We start from the raw sequence: 21,283 nt of genomic DNA, 5'->3' as shown, positions 1-21,283 counted from the left end.
AACCGGGGGCTCGTCAACCACGGCGGGCCCCCGGCCTCACGCCCATGACGCAGACCGGAGGAACACGTGGACCACCACTTCGTCACCGCGATGGAGAAAGCCCTCGGCTGGGACGGCCCCAGGGAACTCGGAGCCGCTTTTGCCCGGGGAACGATCGAGGACCTCGATCTACTCGATCGCCTGCTCAACCCCAAGAAGTTGCTGGACCTGGTGATGCGCCGCAGCGTCACCACGCCCCAGTTCCGCATCTTCCAGGACGGAGCCGAACTGCACCCCGGCCGCTACATCCACCCCTCCGTCACTCGGCGGGGACAAGCCATCCCCATGGCCGACATGAACCGTGTCGGCGCGCTGATGCGCGAGGGCTGCACCATGGTTCTGGACGAGGTCGACTTCTTCGACCCGGCCATGGAAGCCACCTGCCGTGCGCTCCAGTGGTGGGCCCGTGAGCTGGTGCAGGTGAACGCCTACCTGACCACCCAGGACGCTAGCGGCTTCAAGCTCCACTGGGACGACCACGACGTCGTGATCGTCCAGCTCGCCGGCCGCAAGAGCTGGGAAGTCCGCGACACCTCGCGCAAGGCTCCGATGTACCGCGACTCCGCCCCCAACTCCGAGCCCAGCGACGAGATCGTGTGGCAGGGCGTCATGGAGCCCGGCGACGTGATGCACATCCCCCGCGGCTTCTGGCACCAGGCCACCCGGGACGACCAGGGCAACGGCTACAGTCTGCACGCCACCTTCGGCATCGTGAAGCGTGTCGGAGTGAACTGGCTGGCCTGGCTCGCCGACCAAGCCCGCACGCAGGAGTTGTTCCGGTACGACCTGGACCGCTGGAACTCCCCTGGCCAGTGGGAGGGGCAGCAGCGGCTCCTGGCCGACGCCGTTGCCGAGATGGCTACGAAGCTGACCCCGCAGGACTTCTTTGATGCCCGGGAGCGGGAACGCCTCGCGGCTCGGCATGTCCCGGCCACCGGCCTGTTCGGCAAGCCCGCGGCCGTCGTGTGCGTCACCGACTTCGAGCCCGTGATCGAGCAGCACGCCGACACTGTGGACGTCCTCGCGGCAGGCAAGAAGGTCTCCTTCTCCGGAAAGGCGTACCCCGCGCTCGCCCTGCTGCTGAGCGGCCACCCCGTCGACATCGCCGACGCCGCCGAGAAGACCGGCCTGGACGTGGAACAGCTCGCCGAGATCCTGCTGAAGGAGGAACTGTGCACGGAGCTGACCCCCGCCTTGTCCTCGGCTTACACCGGTCTCGTCACCACCGCGACATCCTGACGGCCGCACTCGACCTCGGCATCACCTCCCTGGACACCGCGGCTGCCTACCTCGGCTTCCGCTCGCACGCGGTGCTGGCCGAGACGGCTGCTGATCTGCTGCCGAAGTTCGCCCTGTCCACGAAGGTGGGCTTCTTCCCGGGCGCCGGAGGTGCTGAGCACTCCCTCGATCCAAGTCGGCTGCGCCTGGCCATTGAGAAGGCGGTCTGGGAACTCGGCAGGGAACCTGACACCGTGCTCCTCCACAACCCCGAACGGAGCCTCACGGGCCTGTCCCCGGCTGATGGCCACGCCCTCCTCGGCAGCGCTTGCATCGCCCTGGTCGACGCGGCCCGCGAGGGCCTGTGCCGCACATGGGGTGTGTCTTCCTGGGACACCCGGCCGCTCGGCATGGTCGGCGTGGACGACCTGCCGTCTCCGGACGTCCTCATGGTCCGGGCCGGGTTCCTCGTGGGCATCGACCTCCTCGACACCACGGCCGTCCTGCGCAGCGTCTGGCAGGCGGGCGAGACCTGGGGCATGAGCCCCTTCGGGGGTAGCAACGGGAAGGTCTGGGAGGACTTCGACCCTCGCCCCTTCCTTCGACCGCCCCACGATGGCTTGTCCCGCGTGCAGGCAGCATTCCGTACGGCGTTCCACCTACCGAGTGCCGCCGCAGTGGCCGTCGGCACCGACAACCCCGGTCACCTGGCCCAGCTGGTCACGGCCCTGGGCGCGGATGTGGACACCACCGCCGTCAGTCAGTACCTGCGCGCCCTGCATGGGCACCGTCAGAGCTGAAGCTCAGCCACCAGGCGCTCGACCTCCTTGCGGGCCGGCACTAGCAGCGGATCCTCCTCATACGCGTGGGGCCCGACGATCTTTGACAGAAAGAACAGCGACATCAGCTTGCCGTCCCGGCTCTCCAAGTCCGCACGCCGCTCCTGGTGGACGCGGTCCGCGAGCGCCGGGACGGCCAGCGCGTTGCCCCACAGTGTTGCGGCGTCCAGGCCCCGGGGCGCCATGCCCCAGTCCTCCCAGTCGATGATGGAGAACTCCGGTCCCATCACGTTGGCCCAGGTCAGATCCGCATGAGCTGGCGCCCACCGCTCGATGCGCGTATCGGCAAGGCCGGGGAAGACCTCGCGGAGTGTCTGCGTCACTTGCTCCTGGGTGATCGTCACCGTGTCCGGCGTGGCGATCCGCGGCGTCTGCTGGTCCCCGAGGGCGTCCAGCGAGGCATTCAGCTCCGCCCACCACGCATCCGGCAGGCCCGGGTCTTCGAGCACCAGGGCGCCCTTGGCGACAGACGGCGACGCAAGCAGCTCCAGCTCATCCGCGCGCCACATCACCGGCTCGCCCGGCTCGCGCCACGCCACGCCCTGGTACCACTCGGGCATCGCGACCCCTTGCAGCACGGCGGCGGCCTCGGTCCCGTTCCAGCCCTGCGGGCCGATCCGTTCGAATCCCCGCCGCTCGATACGCACCCAGGTACCCCGCTCCGTACGGCCGCCCAAGGAACGGCGCTTACGTACCAGCGCCTGCCGATCCAATCGCGCGTGCAGGGCCCCCTCCACACGCTCCAGCACGTCTTCGACAGGCTGACGGCGCAGGTCCACTCGGGCAGCGACAGGCAGGGAAACAGTCATCATGACCTCCTCGGCGAACGGATGACCGTAGCAGGAGCGGGCTGTCCAACACGACCCGTTCGTCAACGCCAGGTGCTTCAACTCCCGCCCCTTCTTCGACCGTTGCTGAGACGGCGCCCGCCTCGCCCACGCGGCCGGCCGGAGCGGCTTTGGCCGGTGTCCTGTTCGGGTTGGGGTCGGGCATGTTCAGGGGGCCGTACGCTGGCCGGCAACTCGGGCAGGCTTTGATCCTGCCCGGAATTTGAACGAGTGGCCCCCTGGACTTGCCCGACGCGGGCCCCGGGCCGAACAGGTGGGTAAAGCCGTGTAGGCCGGCCGCCCCGGCCACATCTGGTTGAAGAGCAATCCGCGGTGACCCGGGCTGGCTTGGCCTGCACCCCGCTCCTGCTGGCCGTGCTCGCCGTGGGGCGGCTGGTGGAGTTCTTCGCAGATCTGACTGCCCGCTTCTCGGGCTTTTGCGGCGCGAGCGGGCGGGGGCCGTCGCGTGCGGTGGCGGAGACAAGGAGCCAGCGGCGGCCTGGGGCCGCCGCGCCGCGCGGCCCGCGCCAGCGGGCCGCCTTGATCCAGTAAAGAAACTTTGGACAGCTCATCCCTTCGGCCGCCTTGGCCGGTAGGAGGTGGGCTGTTTTGCCATGCAATGCCGGATACATCAGCAGAATTGTCGCTTCAAGCCCTTCATGGTGGTCTGCTCGCGGGATCGCTCTCCCTTGTCCACAGGCTCCGCGTGTTTGGCTCTTCTTGCGCGGAGTTGTCCACAGGTTGCGTCTGGCCGGACTCCTTTGTGCTGCGCCCGGGCGGCCCTGATTCCGGGAGCACGGGACGCAAGGAAAGGGATGGCGGGATGCGCACTTGAAAGAGGTGTCCGCATTCGCTGATTGCGTGCGGCCCGCGCCGGAAGGTCCGGTGCTGTGCACACGGAAAGCAGGAGGTGTGATGCGGGTCACACGGGCGGGCGTCACACGCTCGGGGTTTTCGACACCAGTACCAAGTGACCGGCCGGATTCCTCTCGGGCGGCTTCTACCAGGCTGGGCGGGAATTCGGAATTCTCGGAATCTCCGGAGGATTGCCCATGGGTTCCGGGCCAGGAAGTGAGGGTGGGGCGAGTGGCACGCAGCGATGACCGGCGCTGTTCAGAGCGGCCGACGGCTTCCCATGGGGTGGGCTCGCGATGCGGGGTTCGTGCCCGCGAGGCGGGCTGCGGGGAGGTTTCTTCACGCATGCTCCCGCCCGGCGGGCTTCATGGTTGCGGGGGTACGCCTGCTCTCAGCATGGTTTCTGCATGCGTGGCCGAAGAGCGTGAGTGTGCGTCACCGCGGTCCGTGAACGGGGTGCTTTGCCGAGCGGTACGGAAGAACGGCACGACAACGGGCGGGGAAAAAGTGAGCGAGTCGGAGATTGCGGCGCTGGAGGCCGACGTGAAGGGCCTCAAGGGCGAGTTGGCCGACTTGTCGGCACTACTGGTGAAGGTGCAAGCGGAATTGGTCAGCCTTGCCCGTCGAGTTTCTCGGCCATCTGCTGAGTGAGCTTGAGGACACCTTCGAGTGTGTTCCGCATGATTCCGAGATCGTGCTTCAGCTCTTCGACTTCCATGGCGAGTCGGAAGTAGCGGTCATCAGCCGGCGTAGGGGGCGTGTCAGATGATGCGCCCCCTTCGGCCTGCTCACCGGTCTGCGGGTCCACCTCCTGTCGGCGGACGAACGATCCCCGCCCGGAGACGCTGTAGATCAGCCCCTCGGCCTTCAGCGCCCGAAGCGAGTTCTGCACGGTGGCGCTCGCGATTCCGAACTTGTCTTGCAACTCGCGGGAGGACGGGAGCTTGTCCCCGGGGCCGAGCTGGCCGCTCTCGATCTGGCGACGCAGGTACTCGGCGACCTGGACGTAGGGCGGGCGGTGGTCTCGGTCGAGCGGCAGTGTCATGTCCGCAGGATAAGGCTGGCTACCTGGGGTGCGCAGTCACCCCGACCAACTAGCGAGCATCGATGCAGCTCGCTGGGTGTTGCAGCGAGCTGCATAGCATGGTTTCATTCAGGCACGGCCGGATCACCGGCCGAACCCGAATGAAAGGGCTTATTTGCCATGGCTATGACCCGTATCCCCGTCGCCGTCCCCGAGTCGACGAACCACATGGTCGGCATGCCTCCGGTGCCGAAGTGGAAGGACCAGGAGAACGGCATCCGTGCCACGGACCGGGAGACCGGCGTCCCGCTGTTCACCCTGACGCTCTTCGTGATGGGGGAGGAGCGCGCGGAGACGCTGAAGGTGACCGTTCCGCAGACCGGTCTTCCCAACGGACTGCACGTGGGCCGTTTCGTCCGCCCCGTCGAGCTGGTGGCGACGCCCTGGGCGCGCATCTTCAACAACCAGCTTCAGGACGGCGTGGCCTACCGCTGCGAGGCCCTGGAACTGGTCGCCGCCCCGGTCATGACGGAAATGAGCGCGCCCGAGGATGCTGCGGCGTGACCTCGCTCTCTGCTCGCCAGGGTGAGACCTCAGACGGCGGCCGCCCGCTCGTGATCTTCATCGACGAAGCGGCCGCCGTCCTGGGGGCCCAGCGCAGCCCCTTGATCCTGCGCTTCCCCTCGCACCTGGCGGCCTCGAACCCGGTGCCGACCTGCTTTCCCAACGAAACGAAGGAGGACCAGTGAACGAGCTGAACGAAGCGTTCGGCTGGCTGAATGTTGCTGTCTGGCTGGGCCTCGGCCTGACCGCCCTGTGGGCCGTGGTGTGGGTGGTCCGCTACCTCAAGGCGTCGCCGATGAAGCGGATCAGCATCCGGCAGGCGGTGAGGATTCGATGGGGCTGGAAGCGGCTGGCGCAGATGTGCGGGTTGTCGGTCACGGACAAGATGCCCACCACCCTGGCTTCCTTCGCCAATACCGACGGCAAGCCGCCCAAGCCCCGGATCCTGACCCCCAATCTCAAGGTCACCCCAGACGCCTTCGGGGTGATGGTGTGGGCGAACTGCCTGCCGAAGGTCGGCCTGGAGGAGTTCCAGAAGGCCGCCCCATATCTCGCGGACGCCTGGCGCATGACGCGGGTATCGGTGATGCCGGGGGACAAGCCCGGACACGTCATGCTGCGCGGGGTACGCGTGGACCCGCTGATCACTCCCACGACGCACACGCCCACCGGTCTGCCCCCACAGGAGTACGCCAAGTGGGAATTGGGGGTGGACGAGTTCGGCATGCCCGTCTTCGTGCCCCTGAAGGAAGTGCCCGGGGTGGCAATGGGCGGACTGCCCGGCTTCGGGAAGACCTCCTGCGTGAACCGGCTGCTGTGTGACTGGGCGCCCTCGCCGGCCATCCAGTTCGTCTTCTTCGACGGAAAGGTTTCCCACGCCTACGAGGGGGATTACGCCGATCTCGTCGAGCGGGCGTTCGACTTCTGCGGGGACGACCTGGAGGAGGCGAACAAGAAGCTGAAGGACCTGGTCCAGCTGCGCCGCGCCCGCTCCGCGTCCATCCGCCGCGTGCTAGGCGTGAAGAACATGTGGCACGTCGGGCCCTCTGCAGACTGGCCGCTGGTCGTCATCGTCATCGACGAGGCCCACACCTACTTCCGCGACCACAAGGGCTCCGACCCGGCCACCAAGAAGCTGGCCGCGCTCGCGGCGGAGAACGCCCGCCTGGTGGAGGACCTGGTCAAGAAGGGCCGCTCGGTCGGCTTCATGACGTTCCTGACCACGCAGAAGACGACCGGCGATGCCATCCCCACCTTCATCCGGGACGTGTGCCCGGTCGGACTGTCCTTCGCCCAGAAGACCGCTGATGCTGCCGTTGCCGCGCTCGGCGACGACATCCGCGAATGGCCGGACGCCAGCCCCGTCACCCTTCAGGACCCCGCCTATGTCGGTGTCGCGGTCATGTCCCAGCACGGCCGCCCCGGCTTTATCCGCATCCGCACCCCCTACGTCTCTGACGAGGATGCCGCCCGCGTCGCCCAAGCCACCTCCCACCTGGTGCGCCACCCCGCCCGCCTGCTGGAAGACCTCGCCGGAAAGGCGGCCGTGGACCTCGCCAAGGAAGACCCCGAGCCCCCGGCCATGGCGGCCTGACATGCGCCCCCACATGAGAAGGATCTACATCCGCGCCATGAACAGGGCCATCACCGTCGGAAATCTCGATCTGGCCCTACGGATCGGAATCGCCGCTTACAGGGTCGCCAATGCCCACGAACGCCGGGTTCTTGAGACCTATCTCGGCCCGAACGCCGCCCGTCTGGCCGGCCTCGCACCCAACCGCTGACCGCCTGCTCCTCTGCCCAAGTCGCCCAGCGAAAGGAGGTGAATCCCCTCATGTCAGAAGACCGGATCACTCAGCGCACGGTCACCGTGGTCATGGCGGTCATCGCCCTACTGGCCTTCGTGTTCTCCTTTGGCAACGTTTGGTCCCTGGCCCTGCGCCTGGGCATCCCCGACCCGATCGCGCCCCTGATCGCGCCCATGGTGGACCTGTCCGTCCTCGGGCTCCTGGTCGCCCTGCGCTACCTCTCCCTGCACGGGGTGGCGGCCGAAGACCTCACCGCGGCCACGCGCCTGATGCACACCTCCGGCTTCTTCACACTCGCCCTCAACATCGCCGAACCCGTCATCGCCGGGCACTACGGCCGCGCCTGCGTGGACGCCGTCGCACCCCTGCTCCTCCTCGGCTGGGGCGCCGTCGGGCCCGCGCTCTTGCGCCACTTCCACGCCGTCACCACGGTCGTCCCGGCCGCTGTACCGGCCTTGTCCCTGGCCCCGACTCCCGACCCCAGGCCCGGCCCCGACCCCGGCCCGGAATCAGTGTCGAAGGACACCCCCGCCGAAGCCGCACCAGAGCCCGCCGAGTCCGCCCCGGAACTGGCTCCTGAACCGGCGGCACCCCCGGCTCCCGCCTTGGCCCCTGTCTCCCCTCCGGCTTCGGCCCCGGGCCAGGCGGTCAAGGTGGCCCCGGCTCTGTTGGACGCCGCCCGCGAAATCGTCGACGCCCACCGCTCTGCGAACGGTCAGGCGATCACCGTGGCCCAGCTCAAGGCCCGCCTCGGCGTCAGCCTCCCGCTGGCCACCGCGGCACACGCTGCCCTGTCGGCCTGACCCGCCCTCCGCCGGCCTTCCCGACGCTCCACCCCTCCTCGGCCCCCTGAGCCTGGCCCGTCATGCCCCGGGCAGCACCTCAACCCCTAGCTCAGTGCTGCCCGGGGACCTGATCACCAGCGGAAAAGGATCCCCCTGCCGATGCCCCGCAACCTCGACCTGCGGCACGTGATCAGCCCCGCTGTCCGGGACCTGATCGAGCTGGCCAACCTCGACAACTTCGACCGCACCCGCGACCAGATCACCCGCCTGCGCGGTTGCACCCGCCCGGTCAACCTGGTCGGTTACACCCACACTCGCAACGCCGCCACAGGCGAAACGATCCGCTCGTACAGCACCAGCGACGAACCCACCGGACGGCTTCTGACCACGTGCGGCAACCGCCGCGCCTCCCGCTGCCCCGCTTGCTCCCGCACCTACGCCGCCGACACCTTCCACCTCGTCCGCGCCGGACTCTGCGGCGGCAAGGATGTCCCCGAGACCGTTCGCACCCACCCCCGCGTCTTCCTCACCCTCACCGCCCCCTCCTTCGGCCCCGTCCACAACCGCCCCACCACCAAAGACGGCAAGCCCCGCGCCTGCCACTGCGGCACCCACCACCCCGACGACGCCCCCGAACTCGGCACGCCCCTGGCACCCAAGACGTACGACTACACCGGCGCCGTGCTCTGGAACGCCCACGCCGGAGCACTGTGGGCACGCTTCACCCTCAACCTCCGCCGCGCACTGGCCGCCCACTTCGGCATCACGCAGAAGGACATGAAGCAGGTCCTGCGCGTCTCCTTCGCCAAGGTCGCCGAGTACCAGAAGCGCGGCCTGGTCCACTTCCACGCCGTCGTCCGCATCGACGGGCCCGACGGCCACACCAGCACCCCGCCGGCCTGGGCCGCCGTGGATGACCTCACCCGCGCCATCCGCACCGCCGTCCCCCGCACCGCCCTCACCGTCTCGTCCGACACCGTGGGAGACCAGGAGATCCGCTGGGGCGCCATGCTCGACGTACGGGAGATCACCGCGCTGGGGGACGGCGAACTCACCGACGCGGCCGTGGCCGGGTACGTCGCCAAGTACGCCACCAAGAGCGCCGAGGACTCCGGCACCGTGGACCGCTCCTTGGTCTGCCGGACGTGTTCCGGACGGGGGACGGTCGGGGGCCGCGTCAAGGATCTCTGCCCCGACTGCGAAGGTACCCGCCAGGCAGAACCCTTCCGGGAACTGCCTGTGCCCAGGCACGTCCGGCAGATGATCCGCACCTCTTGGCACCTCGGTGGCCTGCCCGAATTCGCAGACCTCAAGCTCTGCAAGTGGGCCCACATGCTCGGCTTCCGCGGCCACTTCTCCACCAAGTCCCGCGCCTACTCCACCACCCTCGGCGCTCTCCGCGACGTCCGCCGTGCCTGGCGCCTCGCACAGGCCGACGCCGCCCGCGCCAGCCACCCCTCGCCCGCCCCGGACACCGTGCTCGTCACCGAGTCCTCCTGGGCCTACTTCGCCTCCGGCTACCGACCTGGCGAAGAACTCCTCGCCGCTCAGACCCGCCACGACATCAACCAGAACCGCGCCGACAAGGAACGGGCCAAGACCGAAGGGGAGGTTTGGCAGTGACCGCCGCACCGACCACCCGCATGCTGACCATGGTGGAAGCGCTGGCCGAGCTGCGCATGTCGCGGGCCGCCTTCTACCGGCTCCGCGCTCGCGGGAACGCGCCCCGCTGCCTCAAGCTCCCGAACGGGCAGATCCGTATCCGCCGTGCCGACCTCGACGCGTGGTTCGAGGGCTGCGAGGTGCCCGGGTGCTGACCTTCGACGTGCAGATCTGGGGCATCCGCAAACGCCCCGACCGCGCTGCGGCCTATCAGCTGCGCTGGCGAGTCGGCATGCAGCCGTTCTCGAAGAGCTACAAGATCAAGGCTCAGGCGGACGGCCGACGCTCCGAGCTGCTAGCCGCGCTGCGCAAGCGCGAGCAGTTCGACACCGAGACCGGTTTGCCGGCCTCCGAGATGCAGGCGGCCCAGTCCCCCACCTGGTTCGCGCACGCCCGGGAGTACGCGGCGATGAAGTGGCCGAACGCTTCGGCCAAGCACCGCGCGAGCATCGCGGACGCGCTGGCCACGGTCACACCGCACCTGGTGAAGGACAACCGCGGTGCCCCCGCTCCCGGGGTTCTGCGGGCCGCCCTCTACTCCTGGGCCTTCCGCCTCGTCCTCGACCAGAACAGCGAACTCGTGGCCCGCATCGACGCCGAGGAAGCACCCGAAGCCATCGTGGCGGCCCTCGACTGGATCGGCCGTAAGTCCCTGGATGTCTCGGCCTTGAACACGCCGACGGTCGTGCGGTCCGCTCTGGACGCACTCGCCCGCAAGATGGACGGGACCGCTGCGGCGGACAACACGGTGAACCGCAAGGTGCCCGTGTTCAGCAACTGCCTGCGCTACGCCGTCGAGCTGGACCGCCTGCCTTCCCTGCCCCTGACCAAGGTGGATTGGACGCCGCCCGAGACGGACGACGAGATCGACTTCCGGTACGTCCCCGGCCCGGCCCTGGCCCGCAAGCTGATCGATGCCGTGGGCGAGCAGAACAACCGTGGTCGGCACCTCAAGGCGTTCTTCGGATGCCTCTACTACGCGGCCACCCGCCCCGGCGAAGCCGTCGGCCTCCGTGAGTCGGATTTCACGCTTCCCGAGGAGGGCTGGGGCCAAGTCGTCCTTTCGTCCAGCTCCCCGCGCGTGGGCTCCGGCTGGACCGACTCGGGGGAGTCCTACGACTCCCGGGGCCTCAAGAAGCGTGCCCGGAAGGCCACCCGCGAGGTACCGATCCCGCCGGTCCTGGTCCGTCTGATCCGCGACCACATCACGGAGTTCGGCACGGCCGAGGACGGCCGACTCTTCCGTGCAGCCCGCGGAGGCGGCCTCTTGAGCAAGGAGTACGGCGAGATCTGGAAAGCTGCTCGCCGAGCCGTCCTCACCCAGCAGGAAGTCAAGACGCCACTGGCCGAGGTCCCCTACGGCCTGCGCGCCGCGTGCGTCTCACTCTGGCTGGAGTCCGGCGTCTCCCCGGCCGAGGTCGCCCGCCGCGCCGGCCACAGCATCGCCGTGTTGTTCCGCTTTTACGCGAAGGCTCTTCACGGCGGCCAGGGCGCGACGAACGAAAAGATCGAATCAGCACTGCGGCGAGCTGAGTAGGTCGCTCCTGACACAAGCCAACCGGATACCTCTATCCCGAGTGAGCGTCAGACGCAGACTCCGGCGCACCACCCTGGGCCGGCACTGTAGACGCCGCGAACAGCGATTCCAGCTTCTCAACCACAGCGGCCCATTCCTCCAAAATTACAGGCGCCGCATTGAGCAATCCAGATCGCCCATGCAAAATATCGGACGACTTCCGATAGACGTGTCTCGCCAGCCTAATAAGACCGTGGACCTCCATGTAGCGGTCTGGCGAGACCAGGCCAAGAACGTACGACAGGTGGGTATCTGCCTGATGCGGCCGAGTCGCAATTTTTTCTGGCTGGCAGACTGCGGCGTGGGCGTCATAGGCAATGCGTTCGATGCGGAGCCTGAGCTCTAGGACTCTGATTCTCCGCTGGGTGAGATCCGATATCTCCATCTAGAAATCCCACTCCCCGAGCACCGAGCAGGCTTCCAAGCCTGCCTGGATCTCGCGACCGAGGTCGGCTTTCTTGATTTCACCATTCCCGTGGGCGGCATTGTTCCAGTTGTTCAGGTGGTGACTACATGCTTGTTTAGCCCGAACAACGGGATGATCCACTCCCGCATCAAGTGCGATAATACCGGCGGCCGCCTCCATCCTGCTTTGCGTTGTCATACTCGCATCAAGAGTTGAGATAGAGCGGGAAACACTCACGCCAACTTTCAACGAGTATTTGACGACGCACTGATGCAGTGCATTATCCAACGCTTGCCGCAAAAGCCCTCGAATGATCTGGACTTCGGTGAGATATCCGGTAGGCGACGCCTTGGGCGAGTACTGCCAGACAGCCTTGGCGTCCTCAATAAGTACGCGCCAGAGTTCATCTGTTGCTTCCAACCCCAATGCACCCTTTACGGCGTCACGGGTTATCGCCCAAGCCTCACACAGAGGGCTCCGCGCCAAGAGGTGCTCCTTGAGCCTTTCGTCGTGAGTTAGGACAATCACTCGCCTGGTACGCCCCAGGTCGGCAATAACTGCCGCAAGCCGATCAACCCGAACTTCATCAAATGAATGGACCGGGTCATCCAACACAAGGAACCCAAATGGGCCGAACTCTGCCGTGGCAAATAGAGGGGCGAGAAGAAACGCGTTCCTCTGACCTGCACTCAACATGGCCAGGGCAATTTTCTGCCCATCCAGCCCGTGTACTTCTATCTCAGCACGTGTCCGACTGAGATTTACCGACTCGAGGACGATGCCGGCATCCTCCAGTAGCCGCGACACCTGGATTCCAGCTTTTCCTTCAAACTGGGACGTCCTCGTCTTACGCAGCCGATCGGCAAGATTCGTGATGCAGTCGCGCGTTGCCTCCCAGAGCCCGGCCGACGAGGCCATTTCGTGCTCCGTCTCCCATATAGCGACGTACGAATCAACCTCTGCACGCCTGCGCAGGCGCCACTGGCGAGTCAGGTCACTGAGCTCGATCGCACTCCCTGCACACTTCTCCCACTCACTGCGGGCCGTGATTTCTCGCAGCGACAGAAAGGCCGAAATCACCTCAGGCACCGGCTGAGTACCATGATGATCGAAGGAAATCGTGAGCGCCGAGTACTTCAGCCGCAGATCCGCCAGGAACTCGTTCCCGATATAGCTTTCATCCTGGCTCAGTACTTCAAGTACCAGCCCGATCTCCAAAGAGGAGGAGCGGAGAGACTGGAGAGCGCGGTTAACCGCGGCCCGCTTGGGTCCATACGATTCCACGCTAGAAAGATTCACGCCGAGCCTGTCAACCCAGTCTGCACTCTCGCTGTCGCACACCGGACAGAAGTATCCAGGATCGGTTACCTGCTCAACTTCAGAACGGAGGGAGGTAAGAGAGTTCGCAAGCCTGTGGTGCAAACCCACGTGGCTTCCATGAAGCAGTTCCAACGCAGCGTCAACATTGCGCATATCTTCGGCTACGGCGTTGACGCCTTCACGCGTGACTTGTGGAAGGTGCGCACCCCTGTCTGACAGACCATTTTCTGCGAGCCAGTGCTTCATATCAGTCACGGTCTCGGACCATGAGATCTCTTCAACGAACTGGGACGAGTCACGCTCACGAAACTCTCGATCTACCCGCTCAATACCCACCTTGGCGCTTTTGAGCGCTGCTGCGAGCTTCTTACGACTGTTGGACGCCGCTTCACTCAGCTCAAGAACTCGACGGTCCAGAAAATCGAAGCAACCGCCCAAGGCCAGAAGGTTTTCGATATATTTCTGGAGATCCTCATGCTTCTGCACACGACGTTCTACGTCAGCGTACGAGAATACTGGCGGATGCCCTTCCATGGCATAGCGCCATGGAGTTGAGGAAATATCGACCACCTCAATCTCCCCGACCTCATTTCGTCGAATCGATTCGACTTCATGAACCGCCCCATCTTTACCTAGATGGCTAGTGAGAGTGAGCGACTCTTCTCCTCGCATCAGCTCAATCTGCACGCGAGCTTTATCGCTGTCTCGCGCGCAGTTTACCTTCTCCCACAGTGGAGACTTGCCGCTCCGCGCATTGCCTGGCGTTACCGCAGCCCACCAGTCAGATTTCCCAGACAGTGCCGCTCGAATTCCGTCAGAAATGCTTGACTTCCCGGATCCATTGGGGCCGTGAATGATAGTGACGCCAGGAGTGGGGTCGAACTGAAACGAGAACGGCTCTGTAACTCCCTGAAAGCCATCGATTTCCAGGCTCGTAAGATGCCAGGGGTCCCCGTCAGTGGGGTCCCAAGCAGCAATTGACTCTCCGGCGATGCTCTCAACCTGGAGAAGTAGGTTGCCCCACGCGGCTCGCTTCTCAGCGCTCGTCGCGCGCGTCTTAGCAGCCTTGATTTCCGCTGCAAGGTCCTCGTAGGTCAACAAGCTCAGTTCGCTGCTAGGCGGCGTGTTCGACCGCTCATCACCATCGTTAGAGGTGGGTGCAAGGTGGTGATGAGGATCCATCGGTTCTCCCTGTGCCGCATGTTTCCGCTGCGGTTAGCGATGCTACCGATGCAACTACGTTCTGTGCGCGCCGTTTTGCTCGATTTGGGCGGCTTCACTTGTAGCGCGCCTGAGTCCGCACGCTGCTGGCATGGTCCACACCTGGTCCACACACCATGATCCAAAGCGGTACACGGGCGGGTCAGGGTGAGACAGGATCACATGACGAAGGGGTGCCCCTGGTCGGGACACCCCTTCTGATCAGCGCGTTGTCTGACCTGGTGCGGTGGGTGTGGGATTTGAACCCACGGTGACTCGCGCCACGACGGTTTTCAAGACCGTTCCCTTAGGCCGCTCGGGCAACCCACCCTCGCCCCTGCCGACCAGCGGCGGAGCGGGGTACAGCGTACCGGGTGGCGCCACTGCTCGGGGCGCCCTCGAATCGCCGTTGCGATTTCCGCTGGTGGGTGTGCATACTCCGCTGCGCTCAGCGCTCGAACAACCGCGCGACTTTCAAGGCATCAGGGACATCCATGGCCGCAATCATCATCATCAGTTCTCTCGTGGCCGCGTACTGGCTGCGGTACGGGCTGCTCCCCCTCCGGCGCCAGAACGGCCGGCTGCCCGGGGCCGACCCGCAGCTCGAGCCCGTCCTCAAGTCCGTCCGTACGGGGGAGTGGGAGCCGGCGGCGCTCCTCGTGGGCTCTGCCGGGAGCGACTGGAACCTGCGCGCGCACTACGTGCAGCACCTCGCCTACACGGCCGTCTACGACGGCGGCGCCTGGCTCGGGAAGTGGCACGCGGCCCGCCCCGAGGACCCGGACGCCATGCTGGTCAGCGCGTGCGCGCGCGTCGAGTACGCCTGGAAGCTGCGCGGGGCCGCCTACGCGAGCGCGACCTCCGCCGAGCAGGCCCAGGGCTTCCACCGTGAGCTGATCGGGGCCCGGCAGGACCTCGCGCACGTAGCCGCGCTGAACCCCGATGACCCCACCCCGCTCGCCAAGGAGATCTGGGTCGCCCTCGGGCTGGGCTACTCCAAGGAGCAGATGCGGTCGCTGTGGACCGAGGTCACCGAGCGGGCGCCCGACCACTACCAGGCCCACTCGGCCGCCCTGCAGTACAAGTGCCGCAAGTGGCGGGGTTCCGCGCAGGAGGCCGAGGAGTTCGCGGCCGAGGCCGCGCGACGGGCGCCGAGGGGCAGCCTGCTGACGGTGCTGCCGCTGGTCTCCTGGTACGAGCACCACGTCCTCAGTGCCGAGGGGCGCGTGCCCGCCGACTTCTTCCGGACCCCCGTGCTCACCGCGCTCGTCGACGCCGCCCTCGAGGACGTGGCCGCGGCCGAGGGCCACCCGAACCTGCCCTCGGCACGGCACGCGCTCGCCTACTTCCTGCTCCGCCAGGGCCGCTACCGGGCAGCAGTGGAGCAGTTCCGCCACGTCGACGGCTACGCGGAAGCGTTCCCCTGGCGGTACCGGCCGTGGACGAAGCTGTCCTACCGCGCCCACCGCACGCGGGCCATGTGGGGAGCCCTGCTCACCCGCCGGTGACCGAGGGCCTGCCGGGCTCCCCACAGCAGGTCAGGAGACCTGGGCCTTGTCGTAGGCCGCCTTCGCCTCGTTGCCGAAGTAGGGGCCGTACATCCGGTTCGGCAGGAAGGTGTAGCCGAAGCTGTTCACCGAGACCTGGGTGCCCAGGCCCGTGGCCTCGTTGAAGTCCTGGAACCAGGGGCCGCCGCTGGAGCCGCCGGTCATGTTGCAGCCCAGGCTGTGGTCCTTGGTCAGCAGGAAGTCCTTGCCGCTGTTGCCGCTGCAGTAGACCAGCTTCGTGCCGTCGTACGGGGCCGCGGCCGGGAAGCCGAAGGAGTACATCTTCTTGTTGTAGCCGCCGTTGAAGAGGATGCCCTGGGCGCCGACGGCCTGGCTGAGGGTCTGGCCGTTCAGCGGGGCGACGACGGCCAGGCCGACGTCCATGTTCATGTCCTCGCTCGCCGCCCACTGGTCGGTGGCGAAGGTCTTGGTGGCCGACCACTGGCCGTAGGGCGCGGACCCGTTGTTGTAGGCGGGGACGAAGACCCAGTTCGTGTGCCAGGCGCCCTGGTACTTCACGCAGTGGCCGGCCGTCATGACCGTGCTGCCGTTGGCGCTGGTCACCGAGTCTCCCGAGCAGGAGGCGGTCCGGCCACCCATCGTGAAGAAGACCCGGCCCGAGGTCTTCACGACCGCGCCGCTGCCCGTCCACGCGCCGCCCGCCTGCGGGAAGGCCGTGGGGGACGCGGCAGCCGTCGGGGCGATCCTGGTGGGCGCCTGCGAGGTCGCGACCGGGGTGCGGGAGGTGCCGGGGACCGCCGTCACGTCGAGCGGGGTGGCGCTCCGCATCCGCTCGGCGGTCCAGAAGCCGGAGGCGTGCTGCTGCCGGAAGGACGCGGGGGCGTCCGCCGCGGCCGAGGGGCCGGCGGCCGTCAGGACGCCCGTGACCAGGGCGCCCGCCGAGAGCAGGACGGATAAGACCGTGCGATGACGATTCACGCATGACTCCTTCTGCCGTGCCCGGTCCGGGTGAAGCCGGGCAAGGTGGGGGTGAAGAACGGTCGGTGCGGATCGGCTGTGCGGGTGCGGGGTGCAGGGGCAGGGCGCGGGGTGCGGGTGCGTGTGCGGGGTGGCTTGTGCCGGGTGCGGCCTTGCCGGGGCAGAGTGGCACGGCCGCGCGTCAATGTCAGCGGGCAGTCAGAACGTTCGGTCGGTTCCGGCCAGGAAATGGCCAACTCCCCGCCGTTGCGCCGTCATACGGTGAGGACCACGCCCGCGTACGAAACGCCGGCCACCACCACCCACGCCCCGAGCCCCAGCGCCGCTGCCCGCCCCCCGGTCCGGGCCAGCGTCGGCAGGTGCACCGCGCTCCCCAGGCCGAACAGGGCCGCCGCCAGCAGCGCCTCCTGCGCGGTGTGCGCCCACTCCAGCGCTACGTCGGGCAGTACGCCGGTGGCGCGCAGTGCGGCCGCGGCCAGGAACCCGGCCACGAACAGCGGAACGGGAGCCGGCCGGCGCCCCGAGGCCGTGCGGACCCCGCGCCGCCGGGCCCGCATGGAGAAGGCCACGGCCGCCACCAGCGGGGCGAGCAGCGCCACCCGCATGAGCTTGACCAGCACCGCCTCGCCGAGGGCGTCCGGGCCGGCGGTCTGCGCGGTCGCCACCACCTGGCCGACGTCGTGGACGCCGGCGCCGACCCACCGCCCGAAGGCCGGGTCGGAGAGTCCCAACGGGCCCTGGAGGAGCGGGAGAACCGCGATGGCGAGGGTTCCGCAGAGGGTGACCAGTGCCACGGAGGCGGCCACGTCCTCCTCGTCGCTGCCCGACACCTCGCTCACCGCGCCGATCGCCGAGGCCCCGCAGATCGAGTAGCCGGTGGCGATCAGCAAGGGCTGGTCGCCGGGGAGGCCGAGGCGCCGCCCGAGCCAGACGGTTCCGAGGAAGGTGGCCGCGACCACCCCCACCACCATCGCCACCGTGGCCCAGCCGAGCCGGAGCACCTGGTCCAGCCCCAGGCCGAGGCCCAGCAGGACGATGCCGATCCGCATGAGCCGCCGGCCGGCCAGGGAGAGGCCCGGGCGCGCGGTTCCCCGTACGAAGGTCCGTAGACCGGGGAGGTGCGCCACCGCGATGCCCAGCACCACCGAGGCCGTCAGCATGGGTACGGCGGGCACGAGACGGTGGATGCCCCAGGCGGCCAGCGCCCCGCCCGCGGCCATCGCCAACCCTGGCCAGGGAGTGGATGTTTCACGTGAAACATGCCGGACCGCCGCGTGCGGGCGGTGCAGGAGGGCCATCAGTTGACGGGGAGCGTGTAGACGCGACGGATGCTGGTGCCCAGCCGGGACACGTCGGCCCCGTACACGTGCACGGATATCGCCTTGGTGCCACAGGAGTTGCGCACCTTGTGGATGTCGCCGGGCGGGGCGAAACCGCAGACCTCCCCCTGGGCGTTGACCACGTCCTCGGTGGCCACCAGGCGGGCCGGGCCGACGCCCGGCGCGAGGCGGAAGCGGCGTTCGCTCTCCTCGCCCTGGTGCACCCCGGCCACGCACCAGGACACGTGGTCGTGGATGCAGGTCTCCTGCCCGGGGAGCCACACCAGGGCCACCACCGAGAAGCTGCCGTCCGACTCTGCGTGCAGGATGTGCTGGCGGTACCGCTCCGGGTCGCCCTCCTGCTGCGCCGGCGTCAGGAGGTCGGGCGCGCCCAGGTGCGGGGCGAGCCGTTCACCCACCAGGTACGCGGTGAGGTCGGGAGCCAGCCCCCGCTCCACGACGGTGCGGATCTCACTGACGAGGGCGGCCATCCTCGTGGTGGTGCGGGCCGGCGTGGTGGTGGTCATATGGGCAGCGTGCTGCCGTCGTTCCATCACGTCCAACGACAGTTATGACCTGAAATCCCAAGCGCTGCTTATGGGTTGATCAGCAGCCGACCCGGTTCGCCGCCGCCTGCTTCAGTGCGTCGAGGACCACGGCGGTCGCCGGAATCCGCAGGTGGTCCCGGTAGACGTAGGCGGCGATGTGCCGGCGCGCGGCGGGCTGGAGCGCCCGCCCGCAGACCCGGCTCAGCGAGAGGGAGGGCAGCACGAGGGCGGGCATCATCGCCACCCCCAGCCCCTGTGCGACCAGGCTCTGCACCACCAGGTTGTCGTCGGTGGCGAAGCGTATGTCGGGCACGAACCCCAGCTCCGCGCACTCGTGCAGCAGGTTGGCCCGGCAGCGCGGGCAGCCGGCGATCCACCGTTCCTCGGCGAGGTCGGCCAGGTGCACGGCGCGGCGCCGGGCCAGCGGATGCCCGGTCGGGAGCAGCACCGTCAGCTGGTCCTCCAGCAGCCTGACCTCGGCGACCTCCTCCGGGATCTCCTCGTGCAGGCCGGGATAGGTGAAGGCCAGGGTGATGTCGCATTCGCCGCGCTCCAGCCGGCGCAGCGATTCCGGCGGCTCGCCCTCCAGCAGCTCCACCTGTATGCCCGGATGGTCCTTGGCCAGGCCGCTCAGGGCCTCCGGTACGAGGGTGACGTTGGCGCTGGGGAAACCGCACAGCCTGACCCGGCCGGTGCGCAGGCGGGCGTAGGCCCTCAGCTGCGCCTCGGCGGCGGAGAGGTTGCCGAGGATGGTCTCGGCGTGCCGGGAGAGCGACTCCCCGGCCTCGGTGAGCTGCATCTTGCGGCCCACGCGGGTGAACAGCGGGGTGCCGACGGCGCGTTCGAGCGCCTTCATCTGCTGGGTGATGGCGGGCTGGGTGTACCCGAGCACACGGGCGGCCGCCGAGTACGACCCGGAGGCGACCACCGCGTGGAAGGTCCGTATGTGCCGAGAATCGAACACCAACGAAGCATAAGCGGACGTTGGAGGGGCCGTAGGCAGAATCGCGCCTACGGCCCCTCCTCATCGGGCCACCGCCGTGGCCGTTGCCGCTACTTGTCGCCGACCCGCGAGCCGAGCGTGATGTCCACCGTGGTCGGCTTGCCGCTGCGCAGGTAGGTCAGCTTCACGGTGTCGCCGGGCTTGTACGTCCAGATCATGCTGATCAGGGTCGGGCCGCTGTCGACCGGCTTGCCGCCGAACTCGGTGATGACGTCGCCGGGCTTCAGGCCCGCCTTGCCGGCCGGCCCGTTCGGGTCGACCAGCTCGCTGGCCGCCGCGCCCTGCTCGGAGATCTTCGCGCCCTCCGCCTTGGCCTGGAGGTCCACGGAGACCGAGATCACCGGGTAGACCGGCTTGCCCGTCTTGATCAGCGATTCGGCGACGTTCTTCGCCTGGTTGATCGGGATGGCGAAGCCGAGGCCGATGGAACCGGCCTGGCCGCCGCCGAAGCCGCCGTTGCCGGCCGACTGGATCGCCGAGTTGATGCCGATGACCGCGCCGCGGCCGTCGAGCAGCGGGCCACCGGAGTTGCCCGGGTTGATCGAGGCGTCCGTCTGGAGCGCGCTCATGTACGAGTTCTTGCTGCCGCTGCCGTCTCCGGAGGCGACCGGACGGTTCTTGGCGCTGACGATGCCGGTGGTGACCGTGTTGGACAGGCCGAAGGGGGCGCCGATCGCGATGGTCGAGTCGCCGACGGCGACCTTGTCGGAGTCGCCGAGCGGCAGGGGCTTGAGGCCGGCCGGCGGGTTCTTCAGCTTCAGGACGGCGACGTCGTAGCCCTGGGCGCGGCCCACCACCTCGGCGTCGTACTTCTTGCCGTCGGAGAAGATCGCGAAGAGCTTGCCGCCGTTCGCGGCGGAGGCCACCACGTGGTTGTTGGTGAGGATGTGGCCCTGCTGGTCGTAGACGAACCCGGTGCCGGTGCCGCCCTCGCCGTCGCCCGCCGAGGCCTCGATGGTGACCACGCTGGGCAGTGCGCCCGAGGCCAGGCCGGCGATGGAGCCGGCTTCGCGCTTGAGGTCCCTGGGGGTGTTGGCCGCGCTGATCGTGGTCGAGCCGGTGCCGTTGTTGCTGCGCTCGGCGGCCCAGTAGCCGACGCCGCCGCCGATGCCGCCCGCGAGGAGGGCCGCCACGAGCACGCCGGCGATCAGGCCGCCCCTGCCCTTCGGCTTGGGCGCGGGGGCGCCGTCGGTGGTCAGCGGAGCACCCCAGGCGCCGCCGTGGCCGCCCGCACCGTACGCCGGCACGGTGGGCGGCGGGGGCGGCCAGCCCTCGGCTCCGTACGCGGCCGGAGCGGGGGCCTGTCCGTAGGCCGGGGCCGCCGGGGCGGGCGGGATCTGCTGGGTGGGCTCGGTACCGGGCGCGGGCGTCGGCGGCAGCTGCTGGGTCACCGGCTCGGCGGCCACGGGCCCGGGCGCCGGAGCGGCCGGGGCGTGCGCCGGGGCCTGCGGTACGGCGTCGGCCGGCTGCGGAGCGGACGCGTGTCCCGCCGCCTGCGTCTCGGAGGCCGGAGCAGGGGGTACGGACGGGGCCGCGGGGGGTGTGGGGGCCGCGGTGCCCTCGTTCTCGTTGCTCACAGCGCTCTCTCCTCGTCACACACGGCTTCGAAAAATCTCTGGCGATCGGTCCGACTGAACGTTCGACGTGCCGCACAAGTTCCTGGGCAAAGCCTTTCCCATGACCCGTCAGAGCACTGTAAGCCGGACCTGTGCATCTCTCCCCATTCTTTATATCCGACATTTCGGACGGATCCACAGGATGGACCTCGACGCCGGGGGCCCTCTCGGTGGCACCATGACCCGGT

19 protein-coding genes and 1 tRNA gene are annotated in these 21,283 nt (G+C 68.0%); 11 read left to right on the top strand and 9 right to left on the bottom strand.

Annotated features, from left to right (window positions below):
* Positions 1-66: 66 nt before the first annotated feature.
* Positions 67-1,278 (top strand): JmjC domain-containing protein, encoded by a 1,212-nt coding sequence (locus ACIPYQ_RS19215; RefSeq protein WP_401252523.1) that lies wholly within the window; start codon positions 67-69, stop codon positions 1,276-1,278.
* The gene (locus ACIPYQ_RS19210; RefSeq protein ID WP_401252520.1) at positions 1,212-2,057 is read left to right on the top strand and encodes an aldo/keto reductase; all 846 of its coding nucleotides are present in this window, start codon (positions 1,212-1,214) and stop codon (positions 2,055-2,057) included. The genes ACIPYQ_RS19215 and ACIPYQ_RS19210 overlap by 67 nt, the downstream gene beginning before the upstream one ends.
* On the opposite strand, the gene ACIPYQ_RS19205 is transcribed toward ACIPYQ_RS19210, so the two are convergent.
* Both ACIPYQ_RS19205 and ACIPYQ_RS19200 read right to left on the bottom strand, forming a co-directional pair.
* The gene (locus ACIPYQ_RS19205) at positions 2,048-2,905 is read right to left on the bottom strand and encodes a hypothetical protein (protein ID WP_401252518.1); all 858 of its coding nucleotides are present in this window, start codon (positions 2,903-2,905) and stop codon (positions 2,048-2,050) included. The two genes, ACIPYQ_RS19210 and ACIPYQ_RS19205, sit on opposite strands and share 10 nt — an antisense overlap.
* A 1,483-nt stretch (positions 2,906-4,388) precedes the next feature.
* Positions 4,389-4,823, bottom strand: a complete 435-nt coding sequence (locus tag ACIPYQ_RS19200; RefSeq protein ID WP_401252515.1) for a GntR family transcriptional regulator — start codon at positions 4,821-4,823, stop codon at positions 4,389-4,391.
* A gap of 159 nt (positions 4,824-4,982) precedes the next feature.
* Here ACIPYQ_RS19200 and ACIPYQ_RS19195 point away from each other — a divergent pair, with 159 nt between their 5' ends.
* The 8 genes from ACIPYQ_RS19195 to ACIPYQ_RS19160 all read left to right on the top strand — a co-directional run bounded on the left by ACIPYQ_RS19195 (position 4,983) and on the right by ACIPYQ_RS19160 (position 11,158).
* Positions 4,983-5,366 carry a hypothetical protein gene (locus ACIPYQ_RS19195; RefSeq protein WP_401252512.1) on the top strand — a complete coding sequence of 128 codons (384 nt, stop codon included), beginning with the start codon at positions 4,983-4,985 and terminating at the stop codon, positions 5,364-5,366.
* Positions 5,363-5,551, top strand: coding sequence for a hypothetical protein (locus ACIPYQ_RS19190; protein ID WP_401252509.1), 189 nt, complete (start codon positions 5,363-5,365; stop codon positions 5,549-5,551). The genes ACIPYQ_RS19195 and ACIPYQ_RS19190 overlap by 4 nt, the downstream gene beginning before the upstream one ends.
* On the top strand, positions 5,548-6,960 hold the full coding sequence (locus tag ACIPYQ_RS19185) for a cell division protein FtsK (RefSeq protein ID WP_401252506.1): 1,413 nt from the start codon (positions 5,548-5,550) through the stop codon (positions 6,958-6,960). Before ACIPYQ_RS19190 ends, ACIPYQ_RS19185 begins: the two co-directional genes overlap by 4 nt.
* 13 nt (positions 6,961-6,973) lie before the next feature.
* Positions 6,974-7,150, top strand: a complete 177-nt coding sequence (locus ACIPYQ_RS19180) for a hypothetical protein (RefSeq protein ID WP_401252504.1) — start codon at positions 6,974-6,976, stop codon at positions 7,148-7,150.
* Between the two features lie 50 nt (positions 7,151-7,200).
* Positions 7,201-7,977, top strand: coding sequence for a DUF2637 domain-containing protein (locus ACIPYQ_RS19175; protein WP_401252501.1), 777 nt, complete (start codon positions 7,201-7,203; stop codon positions 7,975-7,977).
* Between the two features lie 141 nt (positions 7,978-8,118).
* Complete coding sequence (locus ACIPYQ_RS19170) at positions 8,119-9,582, top strand: replication initiator (RefSeq protein ID WP_401252498.1); 1,464 nt, start codon at positions 8,119-8,121, stop codon at positions 9,580-9,582.
* Positions 9,583-9,602: 20 nt separating this feature from the next.
* Complete coding sequence (locus tag ACIPYQ_RS19165; RefSeq protein ID WP_401252731.1) at positions 9,603-9,776, top strand: helix-turn-helix transcriptional regulator; 174 nt, start codon at positions 9,603-9,605, stop codon at positions 9,774-9,776.
* Positions 9,770-11,158 (top strand): tyrosine-type recombinase/integrase, encoded by a 1,389-nt coding sequence (locus ACIPYQ_RS19160; protein WP_401252495.1) that lies wholly within the window; start codon positions 9,770-9,772, stop codon positions 11,156-11,158. The genes ACIPYQ_RS19165 and ACIPYQ_RS19160 overlap by 7 nt, the downstream gene beginning before the upstream one ends.
* A gap of 424 nt (positions 11,159-11,582) precedes the next feature.
* Here the strand turns inward: ACIPYQ_RS19160 and ACIPYQ_RS19155 are convergent, their stop codons facing one another.
* Positions 11,583-14,105, bottom strand: a complete 2,523-nt coding sequence (locus ACIPYQ_RS19155) for an ATP-binding protein (RefSeq protein WP_401252492.1) — start codon at positions 14,103-14,105, stop codon at positions 11,583-11,585.
* A gap of 263 nt (positions 14,106-14,368) precedes the next feature.
* Positions 14,369-14,453: transfer RNA gene (locus ACIPYQ_RS19150), tRNA-Ser, on the bottom strand.
* A 164-nt stretch (positions 14,454-14,617) separates the two neighbouring features.
* Here ACIPYQ_RS19150 and ACIPYQ_RS19145 point away from each other — a divergent pair.
* A complete protein-coding gene (locus ACIPYQ_RS19145; protein ID WP_401252489.1) occupies positions 14,618-15,631 on the top strand; it encodes a hypothetical protein in 1,014 nt (337 codons plus the stop codon).
* Between the two features lie 30 nt (positions 15,632-15,661).
* Here the strand turns inward: ACIPYQ_RS19145 and ACIPYQ_RS19140 are convergent, their stop codons facing one another.
* From ACIPYQ_RS19140 to ACIPYQ_RS19120, 5 genes are all read right to left on the bottom strand, one after another.
* Positions 15,662-16,609 (bottom strand): trypsin-like serine peptidase, encoded by a 948-nt coding sequence (locus ACIPYQ_RS19140; RefSeq protein ID WP_401252486.1) that lies wholly within the window; start codon positions 16,607-16,609, stop codon positions 15,662-15,664.
* Between the two features lie 254 nt (positions 16,610-16,863).
* Positions 16,864-17,907, bottom strand: a complete 1,044-nt coding sequence (locus tag ACIPYQ_RS19135; RefSeq protein WP_401252483.1) for a YeiH family protein — start codon at positions 17,905-17,907, stop codon at positions 16,864-16,866.
* Positions 17,907-18,455, bottom strand: coding sequence for a cysteine dioxygenase (locus ACIPYQ_RS19130; RefSeq protein WP_401252480.1), 549 nt, complete (start codon positions 18,453-18,455; stop codon positions 17,907-17,909). Before ACIPYQ_RS19130 ends, ACIPYQ_RS19135 begins: the two co-directional genes overlap by 1 nt.
* Before the next feature lie 79 nt (positions 18,456-18,534).
* Positions 18,535-19,440, bottom strand: a complete 906-nt coding sequence (locus ACIPYQ_RS19125) for a LysR family transcriptional regulator (protein WP_361753320.1) — start codon at positions 19,438-19,440, stop codon at positions 18,535-18,537.
* Positions 19,441-19,529: 89 nt separating this feature from the next.
* Entirely contained in the window at positions 19,530-21,056 is a 1,527-nt protein-coding gene (locus tag ACIPYQ_RS19120; RefSeq protein ID WP_401252477.1) for a S1C family serine protease, read from the bottom strand.
* Positions 21,057-21,283 lie beyond the last annotated feature (227 nt).

The sequence above is a fragment of the Streptomyces sp. NPDC090045 genome (genome assembly GCF_044747975.1).
Classification (GTDB): Bacteria; Actinomycetota; Actinomycetes; order Streptomycetales; family Streptomycetaceae; genus Streptomyces.
Note: the sequence above shows the minus strand (reverse complement) of the source record. Positions and strands in the feature narration are given on the sequence as shown.

What these genes read in the sequence shown, in the direction of transcription:
- ACIPYQ_RS19165 (WP_401252731.1), top strand. Translation starts at nt 9,603, where the DNA reads ATGCTGACCATGGTGGAAGCGCTGGCCGAGCTGCGCATGTCGCGGGCC.
- ACIPYQ_RS19175 (WP_401252501.1), top strand. Translation starts at nt 7,201, where the DNA reads ATGTCAGAAGACCGGATCACTCAGCGCACGGTCACCGTGGTCATGGCG.
- ACIPYQ_RS19130 (WP_401252480.1), bottom strand. Translation starts at nt 18,455, where the DNA reads ATGACCACCACCACGCCGGCCCGCACCACCACGAGGATGGCCGCCCTC.
- ACIPYQ_RS19135 (WP_401252483.1), bottom strand. Translation starts at nt 17,907, where the DNA reads ATGGCCCTCCTGCACCGCCCGCACGCGGCGGTCCGGCATGTTTCACGT.
- ACIPYQ_RS19145 (WP_401252489.1), top strand. Translation starts at nt 14,618, where the DNA reads ATGGCCGCAATCATCATCATCAGTTCTCTCGTGGCCGCGTACTGGCTG.
- ACIPYQ_RS19205 (WP_401252518.1), bottom strand. Translation starts at nt 2,905, where the DNA reads ATGACTGTTTCCCTGCCTGTCGCTGCCCGAGTGGACCTGCGCCGTCAG.
- ACIPYQ_RS19195 (WP_401252512.1), top strand. Translation starts at nt 4,983, where the DNA reads ATGGCTATGACCCGTATCCCCGTCGCCGTCCCCGAGTCGACGAACCAC.
- ACIPYQ_RS19170 (WP_401252498.1), top strand. Translation starts at nt 8,119, where the DNA reads ATGCCCCGCAACCTCGACCTGCGGCACGTGATCAGCCCCGCTGTCCGG.
- ACIPYQ_RS19200 (WP_401252515.1), bottom strand. Translation starts at nt 4,823, where the DNA reads ATGACACTGCCGCTCGACCGAGACCACCGCCCGCCCTACGTCCAGGTC.
- ACIPYQ_RS19180 (WP_401252504.1), top strand. Translation starts at nt 6,974, where the DNA reads ATGAGAAGGATCTACATCCGCGCCATGAACAGGGCCATCACCGTCGGA.
- ACIPYQ_RS19155 (WP_401252492.1), bottom strand. Translation starts at nt 14,105, where the DNA reads ATGGATCCTCATCACCACCTTGCACCCACCTCTAACGATGGTGATGAG.